At 50.4% G+C, this 16,364-nt stretch carries 12 protein-coding genes; 8 read left to right on the top strand and 4 right to left on the bottom strand.

Annotation, left to right across the window (positions count from 1 at the left end; translation table 11 throughout):
- Positions 1–6: 6 nt before the first annotated feature.
- Complete coding sequence (locus CVU71_07675) at positions 7–687, top strand: transglutaminase (GenBank protein PKN19378.1); 681 nt, start codon at positions 7–9, stop codon at positions 685–687.
- A gap of 77 nt (positions 688–764) precedes the next feature.
- Here the strand turns inward: CVU71_07675 and typA are convergent, their stop codons facing one another.
- Complete coding sequence (gene typA, locus CVU71_07670; GenBank protein ID PKN19377.1) at positions 765–2,582, bottom strand: translational GTPase TypA; 1,818 nt, start codon at positions 2,580–2,582, stop codon at positions 765–767.
- A gap of 290 nt (positions 2,583–2,872) precedes the next feature.
- Here typA and CVU71_07665 point away from each other — a divergent pair, with 290 nt between their 5' ends.
- The 3 genes from CVU71_07665 to CVU71_07655 all read left to right on the top strand — a co-directional run bounded on the left by CVU71_07665 (position 2,873) and on the right by CVU71_07655 (position 7,317).
- A complete protein-coding gene (locus tag CVU71_07665; GenBank protein ID PKN19376.1) occupies positions 2,873–3,313 on the top strand; it encodes a hypothetical protein in 441 nt (146 codons plus the stop codon).
- A 37-nt stretch (positions 3,314–3,350) separates the two neighbouring features.
- Positions 3,351–5,888 carry an endopeptidase La gene (gene lon, locus CVU71_07660; protein ID PKN19375.1) on the top strand — a complete coding sequence of 846 codons (2,538 nt, stop codon included), beginning with the start codon at positions 3,351–3,353 and terminating at the stop codon, positions 5,886–5,888.
- Between the two features lie 112 nt (positions 5,889–6,000).
- A complete protein-coding gene (locus CVU71_07655; GenBank protein ID PKN19531.1) occupies positions 6,001–7,317 on the top strand; it encodes an FAD-dependent oxidoreductase in 1,317 nt (438 codons plus the stop codon).
- A gap of 185 nt (positions 7,318–7,502) precedes the next feature.
- On the opposite strand, the gene CVU71_07650 is transcribed toward CVU71_07655, so the two are convergent.
- The 3 genes from CVU71_07650 to CVU71_07640 all read right to left on the bottom strand — a co-directional run bounded on the left by CVU71_07650 (position 7,503) and on the right by CVU71_07640 (position 10,684).
- Positions 7,503–9,161, bottom strand: a complete 1,659-nt coding sequence (locus CVU71_07650; GenBank protein ID PKN19374.1) for a long-chain fatty acid--CoA ligase — start codon at positions 9,159–9,161, stop codon at positions 7,503–7,505.
- 92 nt (positions 9,162–9,253) lie between these two features.
- Positions 9,254–9,481, bottom strand: a complete 228-nt coding sequence (locus CVU71_07645) for a hypothetical protein (protein PKN19373.1) — start codon at positions 9,479–9,481, stop codon at positions 9,254–9,256.
- 174 nt (positions 9,482–9,655) lie between these two features.
- Complete coding sequence (locus tag CVU71_07640) at positions 9,656–10,684, bottom strand: hypothetical protein (GenBank protein ID PKN19372.1); 1,029 nt, start codon at positions 10,682–10,684, stop codon at positions 9,656–9,658.
- Between the two features lie 316 nt (positions 10,685–11,000).
- Here CVU71_07640 and CVU71_07635 point away from each other — a divergent pair, with 316 nt between their 5' ends.
- The 4 genes from CVU71_07635 to CVU71_07620 all read left to right on the top strand — a co-directional run bounded on the left by CVU71_07635 (position 11,001) and on the right by CVU71_07620 (position 16,357).
- Positions 11,001–12,362: a TrpB-like pyridoxal phosphate-dependent enzyme gene (locus CVU71_07635; protein ID PKN19371.1), complete on the top strand. Its 1,362-nt coding sequence runs from the start codon at positions 11,001–11,003 to the stop codon at positions 12,360–12,362.
- A gap of 139 nt (positions 12,363–12,501) precedes the next feature.
- Positions 12,502–12,759, top strand: coding sequence for a hypothetical protein (locus CVU71_07630; GenBank protein PKN19370.1), 258 nt, complete (start codon positions 12,502–12,504; stop codon positions 12,757–12,759).
- Positions 12,756–14,117, top strand: coding sequence for an AAA family ATPase (locus CVU71_07625; GenBank protein ID PKN19369.1), 1,362 nt, complete (start codon positions 12,756–12,758; stop codon positions 14,115–14,117). The genes CVU71_07630 and CVU71_07625 overlap by 4 nt, the downstream gene beginning before the upstream one ends.
- Positions 14,118–14,572: 455 nt before the next feature.
- Positions 14,573–16,357, top strand: coding sequence for a hypothetical protein (locus CVU71_07620; protein ID PKN19368.1), 1,785 nt, complete (start codon positions 14,573–14,575; stop codon positions 16,355–16,357).
- Positions 16,358–16,364 lie beyond the last annotated feature (7 nt).

Raw genomic sequence — 16,364 nt, 5'->3', positions numbered from 1 at the left:
GCAGCCATGCACGAAGACTATTTAAAACCAACAGAGTTTATGGACAGCGATTCGCCGGAGATTCAGGCTTTCGCGCAACAAGCAGTCGAAGGCGCGGCCACGCCGCGGGAAAAAGCCGTCAAACTTTATTATGCCGTCCGGGACGGTATCTATTACGATCCCTACCGGATTGAACCCTCGCGCAGCGCTTTTAAAGCCAGCACGATTCTTCGCCAGGGCTATGGCTATTGCGTGGCTAAAGCCGTTGTGCTGGCCGCCGTTTTGCGGGCGCAGGTGATACCCTGCAAACTGCATTTTGCCGATGTCCGCAATCACCTGACCACCAAACGGCTTAAAGCATTGATGCAGACCGATACTTTTTTCTACCACGGCTATAATGATGTTTTTCTTGATGGCGCCTGGATTAAAGTAACGCCGACATTTAATTTGTCGCTGTGTGAAAAATTCAAAGTCAAGCCTCTGGACTGGGACGGCGTGTCCGACGCCGTCTTTCATCCCTTCGATCTCGAAGGCCGGCGGCATATGGAGTATATCACCGATCACGGCTCATTTGCCGATCTGCCTTATGACGCTATTATAAATACATTCCTTACCTGCTACGGAGACATGGCAAAGAATCAGTTGTATCAGACGATACAGGCCGGAGACTTTGAACGCGAAGCGCAGGAAGAGTCTCTCGGTAAGTAAGAATGGTGGTATAAAAAACGCCCCCGCAGAATAATATTTCTGCGGGGGCGTTTTTTTAATTTCCTATAAGGATTCAGTTATTCATCCTTGTGGGCTTTCATCTGGCGGCGGGTGGCGGAGAGTTCCATTTTGCGCAGACGCACGCTTTGCGGCGTGACTTCCACCAGTTCATCTTCGGCGATAAACTCGATGGCCTGATCCAGCGAAAACAGACGCGGCGGCCGCAAGATAATGGTGGCATCGGACGTGGACGCCCGCATGTTGGTCAGTTTCTTTTCCTTGACGATGTTGACGTTGATGTCCTGCGTACGGTTGCGTTCGCCCACGATCATGCCTTCGTAAACATTCGTGCCGACTTCCACGATCATTTCCCCGCGATCATCCATCGCGAAGCTGGCGTAAGAGGTCACGCGTCCGGAGCGGTCGGCCACCAGCACGCCTGAGTTGCGCTGGGGAATCGAACCAAACCACGGCGCATAATCTTCCAGGAGTGAATTCATGACACCGCCGCCTTTGGTGTCGGTTAAGAACTGGCTGCGGAAGCCGATCAGGCCGCGTGAGGGAATCAGAAACTCCATGCTGACCCGGCCGCTGCCTTTATTCACCAGACTTTCCAGCCGGCCTTTGCGAATGGAAAGCTTTTCCGTGATTTTTCCCACATATTCTTCGGGGATGTCTAAAAACAATCTTTCCACCGGCTCGACGGTTACACCATCCTGCTTTTTGGTAATGACCTGGGGCTTGGAGACCATCAGCTCGTAGCCTTCACGGCGCATGGTTTCAATCAGCACCGCCATCTGCAATTCGCCCCGTCCGCAGACTTCAAAGGCATCGGTCCTATCCAGCTTTTTGATCTTGACTGCCACATTACGCAGCGATTCTTTTTCCAGCCGTTCCAGTAAATGACGCGATGTCAGATATTTGCCTTCCGTGCCGGCAAAGGGACCGTTATTGACATAAAACACCATGGATACGGTCGGTTCATCCACGATCAGACGCGGCAGGGGCTGTGGGTTCTCCAGCGAGGAAATCGTATCGCCGATGGTGACATTTTCCACGCCGGCGAGCGACAGAATATCTCCCGACTCCGCAACGGTGACCGGTCTCTTAGCCAGTCCATGAAATTCATAAAGGGCGGACAGCTTCACGCCGCCCACAATTTTTTCCTTCGCGCAAAGGCTGTAGAGCTTGTTCATTTCCAGCTTTCCGGCCTGCAGACGGCCGACGGCAATCTGGCCGACATAAGCATCATAATCCAGGTTGGTGACCAGGAATTGCGTATTGGCCTCATCATCGCCCACAGGGGCAGGGATGGCATCAATAATAGCGTGCATCAGCGGCTGAAGGTCGGTGCTGTCGTCGCCCAGTTTCTTGTGGCTGACGCCGATCTTGGAATTGGTGTATAAAATCGGAAATTCGATCTGATGTTCTTCGGCGCCCAGATCAATAAAGAGATCATACGTCTCGTTGATCACTTCCTCAATGCGGGCGTCCGGGCGGTCAATTTTATTGATGACCAGAATGATCGGCAGATGCAACGCCAATGCTTTTTTCAATACAAAGCGGGTTTGCGGCAGCGGGCCTTCGCTGGCATCGACCAGCAGCATCGCGCCGTCTACCATGTTGAGGCTGCGTTCGACTTCACCGCCGAAATCGGCATGGCCGGGTGTGTCGACAATGTTGATTTTTACACCGTTGTAGTCCACTGCCGTGTTCTTGGCCGCAATCGTTATGCCGCGCTCTTTTTCCAGGGCCATCGAATCCATCACGCGGTCTTCCACCGCCTGGTTGGCGCGGAAGATGCCGGTCTGCTTGAGCATGGCGTTGAGCAGGGTGGTTTTCCCATGGTCAACATGGGCAATAATAGCAACATTTCTCAAATGATCTTTTTTCATTTTTCTCTTTCTTATGGGTCATCGGGATGAAGTAGTATCGGATAGAACAAAACTATTCTTTACTGAAGGGATGTCCATTGCGTAAATTTATTTCATAAAGCGGGCTCTCCATACCAAAATATTATTCATTTAACCAGCTATTTTTTTTGAATAATTGCGTCACTGTGTTCTTTTCGGGTAAATGAGGCGATTTCTTCATGATGTCCTGATGTTGAAGGCAGCCTTTACAAATCGTCATCGAATCGTTATAATTTTGCCAGTATAAAAAACTAATCCAAGAGGCGGCGGAAATGACTTACGTAAAAATTAATTTCGGCAGTAATTTTGAAGATGAATTTCAAAAAGCAGTGGATGAGGTCTTTCATCTGGTGCGTCCGGCCTTTAAGAATTACCAGTGCATCTGGCGTCCCAACATTGATGTGTATGAATCGGCGGAAGAGGTCATTGTGCTTGCGGACATGGCGGGACTGAATAAGGATGAACTCCACATCGAGGTTAACCGACATAAAATTAAAATCGCCGGAATTCGCAAGGCGATTCAGCTTTTGCAAAATGTGCGTTACTGCCAGGCGGAAATTCCGCACGGCTATTTTGAACGAAACGTTGCCCTGCCGGCGCCTGTGGATGCGCAATCCTCCGTGGCAACTTATGCTGACGGCATCCTGATGGTAAGAATTCGCAAACTGCCGGTCCACAAAGCGCATCGCGTGTCGGTCATTCTGACGAAGTAGCGGATCTCTTTCTCGACAACAACATTTGGAGGTTACTATGACTCAACAAAACGGGTCTGAAAATAAAAATAATTACAATATTCCGGAAGTGATTCCGATTCTTCCGTTGCATAATGTGCTGGTGTTTCCCAAAACCATGATTCCGCTGGAAGTGACGGGCACTGCGTCAGTGCTGGTGGATGAAGCCATGACCAAAGACCGGCTGGTGGGGCTCATCATGTTGAAAAAAGAGCCGGACGCCCTTAACCAGTATGCGAAAGAAGATCTGCATGCGGTGGGCACGTGCGCGGTGATTATCAAGATGGCCAAGACCTCGGAAAATCGCACGCAGTTGCTTTTACAGGGTGTCAGCCGTTTTTCGATTGCGGAACTTGTGGAGGGCAAGCCGTATCAACAGGCGCGCATCAACCTGCTGGAGGAAAACGACGTCAAAGACATAGAAACAGAAGCCTTGATGGCCAATCTGCTGTCATTGTTCGACCGTATTCTGAAGCTGTCACCGTTTCTGCCGCCGGAGTTCGGGCCCATGGCCAAATCCATTACCGACGCCGGGACGCTCGCGGATCTGATCGCGTCGATCGTTAATGCGCCGGTGGAGGAAAAACAGAAAGTGCTGGATACGGCCGATGTGAAAGAGCGCCTCAAAGAGCTGACCCGCCTGGTTAATCACCAGATGGAAGTTCTCGAGCTGGGCAATAAGATCCAGACCAAAGTCAAGGATGACATCGATAAAAACCAGCGGGAATATTATCTGCGGCAGCAGATGAAGGCCATCAAACAGGAGCTGGGCGAAACGGATGAAAATGCCGTCGAGACGGATGAGTATCGCAAGAAAATCGAGGACGCCCATCTGCCTGAGGAAGCTCAGAAAGAGGCCACGCGGGAGCTGGAACGATTATCGCGCATGCACCCGTCCTCGGCGGAATACACGGTTTCGTCGACCTATCTGGACTGGGTGACGGCGCTGCCCTGGCATGTGGCCACCACGGACAATCTGGATATCACCAAGGCGCGTCAGATTCTGGATGAAGACCATTACGGGCTTAATAAACCGAAGAAGCGCATCATTGAATATCTGGCCGTGCGCAAACTGAAACCGGATTCCAAGGGGCCGATCCTTTGTTTTGTCGGGCCTCCCGGCACGGGCAAAACATCGCTCGGTCATTCCATCGCGCGGTCACTCGGGCGCAAGTTTGTGCGCATTGCGCTGGGCGGCGTGCGCGACGAGGCGGAAATCCGCGGGCATCGGCGCACCTATATCGGCGCTCTGCCGGGCCGCATTATTCAGGCGCTGAGACGCGCGGAATCCAATAACCCCGTGTTCATGCTGGATGAAATCGATAAGCTCGGCAGCGATTTTCGCGGCGATCCTTCCTCCGCGCTCTTGGAGGTTCTGGACCCGCAGCAGAACAACAGCTTTACCGACCATTACCTGGATGTGCCTTTCGATTTGTCCAAGGTCTTGTTCATCGCGACGGCTAATATGCTCGATACGATTCCGCCGCCTCTGCTCGACCGGCTGGAAGTCATTGAGCTCACCGGCTACACACAGGAAGAGAAAGCGAAGATTGCCGAGAAATATCTGATACCGCGGCAACTGAATGAGAACGGACTGACCGCTTCGCAGTTCAGGCTTACGACCAGGGCGCTTTCCACGATTATCACCGGATACACGCGGGAGGCGGGGGTCCGCAACCTGGAGCGTGAAATCGCGAATGCCTGCCGGGGCGTCGCGGCGCAGATTGCCGAAGGCCACCTGAAGACGAAGACGGTGACCGATCAGGACATCCACAAATATCTGGGACCGGTGCGTGTTCCGACGGATCTCGATTGGCGGATTACCCGGCCCGGTATTGCCATTGGGCTTGCCTGGACGCCGGTGGGCGGCGATATGCTCTTTATTGAAGCCACAGCCATGAAAGGCAGAAAAGGTTTGACGCTGACCGGTCAGCTGGGGGACGTCATGAAGGAATCGGTTTCAGCGGCCCTGAGCTTCATCCGTACCAATGCCAAGGAACTGGGCGTGGATCCGGAATTCTTTGAAAATGTGGATATCCACATCCACGTTCCGGCGGGCGCGACGCCCAAGGACGGACCGTCAGCCGGTGTTACGATGCTGACGGCGCTGATGTCCCTGATCACCAATCGCAAGGTCAAAAAACATCTGGCGATGACCGGTGAAATCACCCTGCGCGGTGCGGTGCTGCCGGTAGGCGGCATCAAAGAAAAAGTGCTGGCGGCCTATCGGGCGGGCATCAAAACCATTTTATTGCCCGCATGGAACGAAAAGGATATCGAAGATATTCCGGCGAATGTACGCAAAAATATTTCATTTCATTTTATGAACGATATGATGGACGTTGTTAAGATGGCCCTGGAACCGGAAAAGGAGAAAAAAACGGTTGCGGCGCCGCCTCCGAAGTTAAAGGCTGAAGGGAAAGCGAAAAATCCGCAACCCGTGGCAAAAGGAAAAAAACGAAAAGTGATTTCCAGAGCCAAAGGTTCCAACCCGGCGAAAAAACCGGAAAAGAAAAATCAGACTGGTCTTCGTAAAACAGTTTCCAAAAAGAAATAATGACAGGGAACGGTCAGGCAAGCTGACTGTTCCCTGTTTTTTTTATAACCACGCATCCGATCAGGCAGGGGATTAATATTCCTTGCCTTACGCGAGGGTTTTTTTGGAAAAGATCAATTCAAAACCCAAAGCCGTCATTATCGGCGCAGGCTTCGGCGGTCTCTGGGCCGCCCGTTCTCTGGCCGGCCAGCCCGTCGATGTGGTGGTGATGGATCATAACAACTATCACACCTTTCTGGCGCTGCTTTATCAGGTAGCCGCGGCGGAACTTACCGCCGAAGATATTGCCTATCCGGTGCGCAGCGTCTTTGCGAAAACAACCAACATTGAATTTATCCTGGCGCATGCGCGGCACATCGATCTGAAAAAGCGCCGGATCGAAACCGACGGAGACGCCATTGATTATGATTATCTGATTCTGGCGAATGGCAGCACCACGGCCACCTTCGGCGTGCCCGGCGTCGACGAAAACGCTTTTTATCTCAAAACACTCGAAGAAGCCGTCGCCCTGAAAAATCATATCATCTGCTGTTTTGAAGCGGCATCCCGGGAAACGGATGCGGAAAAAAGAAAGGCTCTTCTGACGTTTATCATTGTCGGCGGAGGCGCAACCGGCGTTGAATACTCAGGCGCTCTGACGGAACTGATCCACGGTCCGCTGAGCAAGGATTATCCCGGCATTGATTTTTCCGACGTGCGGATCATCCTGCTGGAAGCCGCCGGACAACTGGTTCCGGCCATGCCTTCGGATATCCGGAACTATACGGTCCGGCAGCTGCGGACAATGGGGGTGGACGTCTGGCTGAATGCAGCGGTAGCCTGCGTTTCATCCGACCAGGTGGTTTTGAAAGGCATTGAAAATATTAAGACGAAAACCGTTGTCTGGACGGCGGGCGTTCGGGGAGAGGCGCTGGCCGCCGATTCGGGCATTCGTGTTTCCCGTGACGGCCGGGTGGCGGTGGAAGAGACGCTGCAGATACCGGATCATCCCGAAATCTATGTCATCGGGGATCTGGCCGCCATTTCGGAAGGACAACGCACCCTGCCCATGGTCGCACAGGTGGCGATTCAATCCGGCATTGCCGCAGCCGGTAATATCTTAAGGCAGATAGCGGGCAGGACGCCTGAAGCTTTCCATTACGCCGACCGTGGCTCGATGATCACCATCGGCCGCAAAGCAGCCGGAGTTGCCATTGGTTCCCGGACCTTTACCGGGTTTATCGCCTGGATGATGTGGCTTGTCATTCATCTTTTTAATCTGATTGGTTTTCGCAACCGGGTGATGGTGTTGATTAACTGGGCGTGGGATTACCTGCTCTATGAACGCGCGGTGCGTTATGTTTTCCCGTCAGGAATATCCGCCGGTTCTCCGCAAAGCTCCTGTGCGCGCTTATCGCCAACAGAGAAACAACTGCCGCCAAAAAAATAATGCGTATTTTCCGGTCCTCTTTTATGTGGCTGTTTGATTTCGTTTTGTAGAACTGCATCATTAAAAGTTTGCTGTTCTTGAAGGAAAGAACAGCCGGACAAAAAATCGGGCTGCCCATAATCTCCGTGTTTTAAATTCAAACCGGATAGATTCTGGACAGCCCCGTCATTCACACCCTCGAGATATTATTTTTTGCTCTTAGCTATTTCCTCATCGCGCAGGATCTTGCGCAAAATTTTCCCCACGGCCGACTTCGGTATTTCATTTCTGAATTCTACAAACTTGGGAACTTTGTAGGGGGCCAGCTTCTCCTTGCAGAATTCGATAATTTCTTTGTCCGTCGCGGTTTGTCCGGGTTTCATAACCACAAAAACCTTTACCGTCTCACCCCGGTAGGTATCCGGTATGCCGACCGTCACGGCTTCAGCCACTTTAGGATGCTGATAAAGTACTTCATCCACTTCGCGCGGATAAATATTGAAACCGCCGGCAATGATCATGTCTTTCTTGCGGTCGACGATATAGATGTAACCTTCTTCATCCATCTGACCGATATCGCCCGTACGGAGCCAGCCGTCGGTAAGCTGATTGGCCGTTTCTTCCGGGTTATTCCAGTAACCTCGCATGACCTGCGGCCCTTTGATAAGAATTTCACCCGGTTCGCCTTGTTTCACTTCATCAACGCCGTTTTCCACGCTGACCAGGCGGATATCAACACCCAGGCCGGGAACACCGATCGATCCAACCTTGTTTTTCAGGCCGGGATTGCTGATTCCGTTGCCGGATGTTTCGCTCATTCCCCACCCCTCGGCAAAGAATATTCCCATGTCCTTGACCTTCTGGATCAGTTCTACGGGCATCGGCGCGCCGCCGGAGCAGAAATAGCCGATTTTTTCGGCCAGTTTCATTTCGCCCGCTTTGGGGTGATTGATTAAAGCGGTGATCATCGTCGGCACCGTCGGGAAGAAAGTAAACCGTTCAATTCTGGCGATGGTGGACATCATCTCATCCATGTCGAATCTGGGCAGCAGAATCTGGGTGGCCATGCTGAAAAATCCCCAGTTAACGCAGCAGATGTTCGCGTAAATGTGGAAATAGGGAATAATACCCATGACGGTCCGCTTCTCATAGGGGGTGTAAATGATGGTTGAATTGCCCCAGAAATAAACATTGAACGTTGCGGCAACGACGTTGGCGTGCGTGAGAACGGCGCCTTTGGGCAATCCGGTGGTTCCACCCGTAAACTGGATAAGCGCATCATCAGCGGGAGAAAAATCGACCAGCGGAATGCGCGTATCGGTGGATTGATCGAGCAACTCGGAAAAATGGGGCCAATTTTCATCCAGGCCCAGATCTTTGGCGGTGCTGACGCCGAAGCCGTTAATGTAGTCGGTCACTTTTGTTACGATTAATTTTAAGCCGGTGTCGCGGGCCAGCTTGCCCATGTTCGGCAGAACCATGTCAAAAGTAAAAAGCATTTTCATGCCGGTGTTTTCCGTCATGAACTTGAGCTCATCATAGGTATAAAGAGGATTCATGTTCACGACAATGGCGCCTGCCGATAATATGGCATAATAGGCAATAACGTATTGAGGACAATTGGGCAGGGCGATGCCGACACGATCACCTTTTTTAATGCCCAGGCTGACCAGAGCATTGGCCATACGGAGCATCTGATTGCGAACCTGGCCGTTGGATAGCTCACTGCCGTAGAAATCCAAAGCCGCTTTGTAGGGATACTGAGCCGCCGCCAGATGGACGAAATTCTGGATAGGAACTTTTGGATAACGAACTGAAAAAGGAACATTGTAATCATAACTGTCGTGCCAAATTTTGTTTTCCATGCGCCATTACCTCTTTCTTTGATTATTTTTTATACCACTATTGAAGACACTCAATCCGAGTGCTACTTCCCGCTCGCTGCTGCTATATCTTTTTAATTCCCGTTGTCTTTAAATGAATGAAAAAAATTTGGGAGCAACCCAGCCGTTATGGACAACGTGTTCGTAAAACAGCCTGTGAAAATGGAATCTGAAAAAATGGGTGACGCGGCTGATTTTTCAGGACTTGAATTCTCCGCGTCATGATTCTGAGGGCAGTCGAAAACCCGGTCAAGGTATGGCCCGTCCTTATGTTTGACAGATGCAGCGCAATTCTTAAGCATGGAATTTCCCCTTTCCATAACTGAATAGAAACGTCCATCAACCCCTGGGCGATACCGGTAGATAATGGGGATAAAACGCAAACGGCCGGTATGACGGCAAAACAACAAATATTATTGTGTGTAGGTTACATACTGAAATCGATTTTGGATGTCAATCTCTTAATGATTAATGGTTTATTTTGCGGATGTCGCATATTTTTTCATGATGAAGTACTTCACCCGGTTTACAGGATTCAGCAGGGGCGGCAGGGCGCTGGAGGCCGCCTCGGGAACATGAAGCTGGTGACGTGTATGACCGGAAGCTCTGATCATCGGATTGTTCGACTGTCTCAGAAAGTAATATGAAGCATTCACAAAGAGGTCCCTCGGGAAGATGCCTCGAATATTATGAAATCCTGTTTTTTTGAATCCGTTTCTGATGATCGTAGCGCAGTTGTTGGTCAATATATTAAAGTCCCTGTAATGTCCGGGCTTCGCGGAATCAGGCGGCGTGTTGTGAATAATCTCAAGTTCGCTGTGAAAGAAATGTGAAAGCCTTTTCGTGTCCAGGCCGGTGATTCTCAGCACATGAATGGTCCGCATGAAAAGCCTGCCGAACTTGTCGTAATAAGGCTTTTCCGGATCATCCGTGTTGTTCCGACAGGTTTTCGGATGCGGCGCGAACTCGCCCAGCGCCGGTCTGTAAAAATATTCTTCGGGTTTCATGACCTCGTTTTCATTAATCAGATGTGAATAATTGAATATTTCGCCGTGGACATTGACGGCCAGGTGTCCCAGAAACGATACCGGGTATTTGACAAGCCGTTCATTGAAGTAAAGGTCGACAAAGGGTTCTTCCGGCAGAGGTTCATCCGGCCACAGAATGATGATGTTTCTGCCTGTTTCGTAATCCTTCTGCGGAAGCGCGCGGGCGGAGACTTTAAGCCCGTTCCAGTGCAGCAGGTATCCGCTCCAGATTTTTTCATCTTTCAAATATCCGGTTCCGTCATCTCCTGAAAGGAAGGGGATTTGCCCGGGGATGGTTGTTAATACACCTTTGCAGACGATATCATTCATGAAAGATGTGTATACATAATGCCGATTTAAAATTAAAGCATTTTCATGACATATCAGATAAACAGGGCAACTTCCCGTTATGAAAACCACCATATTCCGTCGGAAACAGTCGTAATTGAGATTGATGGAAGCATTCTTGTCCGGCAACAGGTCAATTTTTCATATTTCGCCTTGACAATACTTTTCCGGCTATGTTACGCATCACCCAATCACACAGAGGGTTGATTGAAGTAAATGCCGACAAATATTTTCAACAAAAAATGGTGGTGGCAGACAAAAAGTGTCTGCCCATAAGCTCCTTCTAATATCGAGCATGGGCAGGGAAGTTTCTTCCCATGACTCGCAAGCGTATCGAAATGCCATGGGAAGAAAAAGAACCATGGCATTTTTTTTAGCCTGCCGGGCACAACCCCGCTGAAAAAAATGGGAACACAGCATAAATATCTTTAAAAGGAGAGCGTATATGGAACAGGTCAAAACAATATTGGAAGATCACGAGATACCCACGCAATGGTACAACATTATGGCGGATTTGCCTACGCCGATGAAACCCCCGCTGCATCCCGGCACGGGCCAACCGGTCACGGCCGATGATTTATCCGCCATTTTTCCCATGAACATCATCGAGCAGGAAGTTTCCACCGAGCGCTGGATTGACATCCCCGATGAGATTTTACAAAAGTATCTGCTGTGGCGCCCCTCTCCTCTTTACCGCGCGCGTAATTTCGAAAAACTGCTGGGCTGTCCGGTGCAGATTTATTATAAAAACGAAGGTGTCAGCCCTGCCGGATCGCATAAACCCAACGCCGCCATTCCGATGGCCTATTACAATAAAATGGCCGGCACCAAGCGGATCACCACGGAAACAGGCGCCGGTCAATGGGGCAGCGCTCTCTCCATGGCCTGCAAGATGTTTGATCTGGTATGCCGCGTTTACATGGTCAAGGTCAGCTACGAACAGAAACCCTATCGTCGTATGATGATGAACACCTGGGGCGCTGAATGTATTCCCAGCCCGAGCAATCTGACCCAGGCCGGCCGCAATGTTCTGGCCGAGCACCCCGATTCCCCCGGTTCCCTGGGCATTGCGATCAGCGAGGCCATTGAAGACTGCGTGACCAGCAAAGATACGAAATATGCATTAGGCAGCGTGCTGAATCATGTGCTGCTCTATCAGTCGATTATCGGACTGGAGGCGCAAAAGCAGATGCAGAAGCTTGGCCTCTATCCTGATGTGGTTATGGGCTGCTGCGGCGGCGGCAGTAACTTTGCCGGTATCACGTCACCGTTTGTCTGCGATAAAATCCACGGCAAACAGGTGAATGTGGTCGGTGCGGAACCTTCATCCTGCCCCACCATGACCAAAGGGCCGTTTGCTTATGACTTCGGCGATCTGGCCAAAACAACGCCACTGCTCCCGATGTATACACTGGGTCACGATTATGTTCCCGCTCCCATTCACGCAGGCGGCTTGCGCTACCACGGCATGGCCCCTATCGTCAGCCATCTGGTTCGGGAAAAATTAGTTGAACCGCGCGCTTACGACCAGTTGAAAACCTTTGACGCCGGCGTTAAATGGGCGCGTTCGGAAGGCTTTATCCCCGCGCCGGAAACCAACCATGTTCTGGCGGCAGTCGTCGATGAAGCCCTGCGCGCCAAAGAAGAAGGCAAAGAAAAAGTGATCCTCTTTAACTGGAGTGGTCACGGCTTGGTGGATCTAGCTTCTTACGATGCCTTCCTTGCCGGCAAACTCGAGGCTTACGAACTGCCGGATCATGAAATTGATCGCGCATTGAACGCCATTAAAGATTTCCCCAAGCCTTAAATGAGTTCATTTCAATAATTTTCAGAGCCACCGGGAAAACCACGGGCATGAACCCAAAGCAAGCTGTCGGGTTCATGCCCTCGGCTATCATAACAAACTTCTTGACGGCTTTTCTTTTTTTCGTCAAGCTGACGCCCGAATGAAAACAGAACACGACCATAAATTAACCCGCTGCCCGAAACTGGGCGATGAAATGACCTTTGCCTACTGCATGAAAGAAGCCGGTGATTTGCCTTGTGCACGGATTATGCACTGCTGGTTTAAGTCTTTTGATGTAGAGACGCTGCTCAAAGAGCGCCTGACGTCCGGCGAATGGAATCGTTTTACAGGCGCTGAACCTAAGGATAAACTGGCCAGTATTATTGAAATGATTGAAAAAGCGAAGAGGCAAACATGAAGAATCTGGATTTGTTCAGCCTGGGGACAGAAGGCGACGCTCTGGAAACGGCGCCGCTGGCTGAAAGAATGAGGCCGCAGAAGCTTGCCGACTACATCGGCCAGCCGCACCTCATAGGCGAAGGAACCCTGCTTCGGCGCGCCATTGCGGAAGATAAACTTTTCTCAATGATTTTCTGGGGGCCGCCGGGTGCAGGCAAAACAACCCTGGCGCGAATCCTGGCCAATGAAACCAAGGCAAATTTTGTCAGTTTTTCAGCGGTCCTCTCCGGTGTGAAGGAAATCCGCTCCGTCATTGACGATGCGCGGGAGCTCTGGGAAGCCAAAAAGCAAAAAACCATTCTGTTTGTCGATGAAATCCATCGCTTCAACAAAGCCCAGCAGGACGCCTTTCTCCCCCACGTGGAAAGCGGGCTTATCACCCTGATTGGCGCAACCACGGAAAATCCTTCCTTTGAAGTTATCGCGCCCCTGTTGTCCCGGACGCGCGTGATGCTGCTCAAGCAGTTTACGGAAGAAGATCTGATTGCCATCCTGAAGCGGGCCTTGACCGATCAGCAAAGAGGCCTGGGCAGATTCACCATCTCGGCTGATGATGAGGCGATCCGTTTTATTGTCCGCCTTTCCGACGGCGATGCCCGCAGTACGCTCAACAATCTGGAGGCGGTGGCCTCCATGATTCAGTCGCTGCCTGCAGAGGAACGGGTGATCACGGCGAAATCCGCGGAGGAAGCCCTCCTGAAAAAGGCCCTTTTGTATGATAAGGACGGCGAAGAGCATTATAACCTGATCTCGGCCTTTCACAAAAGCATGCGCGGCTCAGACCCGGACGCAACACTTTACTGGCTGGGGCGCATGCTTACTGCCGGGGAAGACCCGCAGTATATTCTGCGCCGTATGGTGCGCTTTGCTTCCGAAGATATCGGCAATGCCGATCCTCATGCTCTTCTACTGACAATAGCCGCCCAACAGGCTTTTCATTTCATCGGCCTGCCGGAAGGCGAACTGGCCTTGGCGCAGGCGGCCGTCTATCTGGCGACAGCGCCCAAAAGCAATGCTCTGTATGTCGGCTATGGTCGGGCCAAAGAGCTGATCAACAAGACCGGTTACCTTCCTGTGCCGCTGCATATCCGCAATGCGCCGACCAGGTTGATGAAAGAGCTGGATTACGGCAAGGATTACAAATACGCCCACGATTATCAGGATGCTTTTGTTGCGCAGGAGTACCTGCCGGAAAAACTTCAAGGAAAGATACTTTATCAGCCGACGGATGCCGGTTTTGAAAAGACCATTAAGGAAAGAGTCAATGCCTGGCGGCGCCTGAAAAATGACTCGAAAGATAAAGGAGTGAAAAAATGACAAAAAAAAGGGAGGCCTGGTTAGGAGCCTCCCGAGGAGAGAAGAGTGAAGGCTGATGCCTTCCTTGGTTTATTTTGCTGTCGGCTAATCATGCCCGTAATTTTTAGTCGACACTTAATATCTTCTATTTCTGTCTTATGTCTAAGCAGATATTGTGCCACAATAGCCGTTAAAATATAAGTAATTGATATTAAACAAATTTTCTAAATTAATGCTTTTTGCCTCTTGCTTTGCAGAAGTAAATGTTTGGCAAGAAATGTCGGACGAACTTTCAGCTAACAAAAAATAAATAAATAATAACAAACAGATACAAAATTGCCAATATTTGTCCACTTTTCGACAAAAATGTCGGGCTGTCTGGTGTTTATCGTTGACTTTTCTCATGAAAAGCTTAAAATGACCAGCAAAACAAAAAATATAAAAGCGCGCATCATGTTGTGTAAAATAAGGATATCATGATCTTTTTCAGAAAAAAAGAAACCATTGTAAGACGTGGAGTCCGTAAATACAACGGAAGCTTTATTCAACCTCTGGCCGTTGGCATTGTTTCAGCTGTTCTGGTCGGCCTGATTCTCATTATGGGTTTTCTGGATATCCGCCGCAGTGAAACCAATCTGGTCGGATTCATGGAAGATCAGGCCTTGAGCACCATCAGCGTTTTGCAACGCCTGACGGAAGATAATCTCAAAAGCATTGTCGCCATGCCGGGGAAAAGCCCGACTCAGGCAAAAACAGCCAGGCAGGAAGAAGCGGATTATTCTAAAAAACTGGTTATCGAAGCGATCACTGCGCTGGGACAGAAAATTGATGAGCAATGGAAAAATAAATTAATCAGCAACGCCACTCTTCATAAGTTTGCGGCTGATAACAATTTCTGGTACGTGGCCGTTCTCAATCGGGACGGCAACGCAATTTATCAAAGCAACCCGCTGACAACCAGTATGCTGACCGAAAGCGATCTGTCCAACGGCGGACGCAAAGCAACCACCATTGAGTTGCTGGAGAAAATTCGCATCAAGCAGGGAATCGGTTACGTCGGCTTGCGGCGCAAGGACGGAAGCGGAGCCGTTGTCATCAACCTGGATAAAGAAGGACTAAAATACTGGAGCATCAAAGTTGCCGTGGATAGAGCCATCAGTAAAATGGGCGAAGGACACGGCATCACCTACATGCAAATCTTTAACAGCCAGCAGAAGCTTTTAAGCACTGCGGGCAAACCCGCTCCCGGATTGAGCAGTAAAGATTTTAATTACAAAGAAATTCTGCAGGGAAAAATAAAAATTATCAGCAGAAAAGTCGACGCGCAGGACAGTAAGATACTGGATATGGCCGCTCCCTTTACGTTGGATAAAAAAGTGGTAGGCCTCGTCCGCATCGGCCTGGAACGGGGTTCCATGGACAAAATTATCGCTGAAAACCGGCAGAACATTTTTGTTTTCATGCTGCTTGTGGTAGTCATTGCCCTCTTATCCATGTGGCTGCTCTATCACGATCAGAACCGTCACCTGGCCGGCATTATTGACATGGAACGCCGTCTGGAAAAAGCCGAACGCCTTTCTTCTCTGGGCCAGCTGGCCGCGGGCGTGGCCCACGAAATCCGCAATCCGCTGAATGCCATCAGTATGGCGACCCAGCGGCTAAAAAGAGATTACATTCCCGCGGACGACCTGAAGGCCCGTGAATTTCAAAATCTTTCCGGCGTGATCCGCGATGAAATCCGGCGGCTCAACGGGATTATCGAAGAGTTTCTTTCCTTTTCCAAAAGCAGAAGGTTGGAGTTGAGTGATTTTTCCGTAACGGAAGTTCTTCAAAAAATTGTCAGTTTGATTTCGGAAGAGGCCAGGGCTCGGGGCATCACGCTGGAGACAAGATGGCGGCTCTCCCCTGCCGTTATTCCCATGGATATTAACAAACTTCAGCAGGCATTTCTGAACTTTATCAAGAATGCCATGGAGTCCATCACGGATCAAGGCACCATCACCATCACGGTAGATAAAGAAAGCAAGAATTATATTTTGGTGAGCATCTCTGATACCGGCTGCGGCATGACAGCGGAAGAAATTGAAAAAATTTTCAGCCCGGAATACACCACCAAGGAAAAAGGCCTGGGACTGGGCATCCCGCTGGCAACGGAGATTATCCGCGGCCACGGCGGAGATATCCGCGTCATCAGCCGTCATGGCGAAGGGACAACTTTTGAAATCATTTTGCCGAGCGAAAAAATAAGCGAAAAAGCCTGACAGCAAG

This window comes from Deltaproteobacteria bacterium HGW-Deltaproteobacteria-6 (genome assembly GCA_002840435.1).
GTDB lineage: Bacteria > Desulfobacterota > Syntrophia > Syntrophales > Smithellaceae > UBA8904.
Note: the sequence above shows the minus strand (reverse complement) of the source record. Positions and strands in the feature narration are given on the sequence as shown.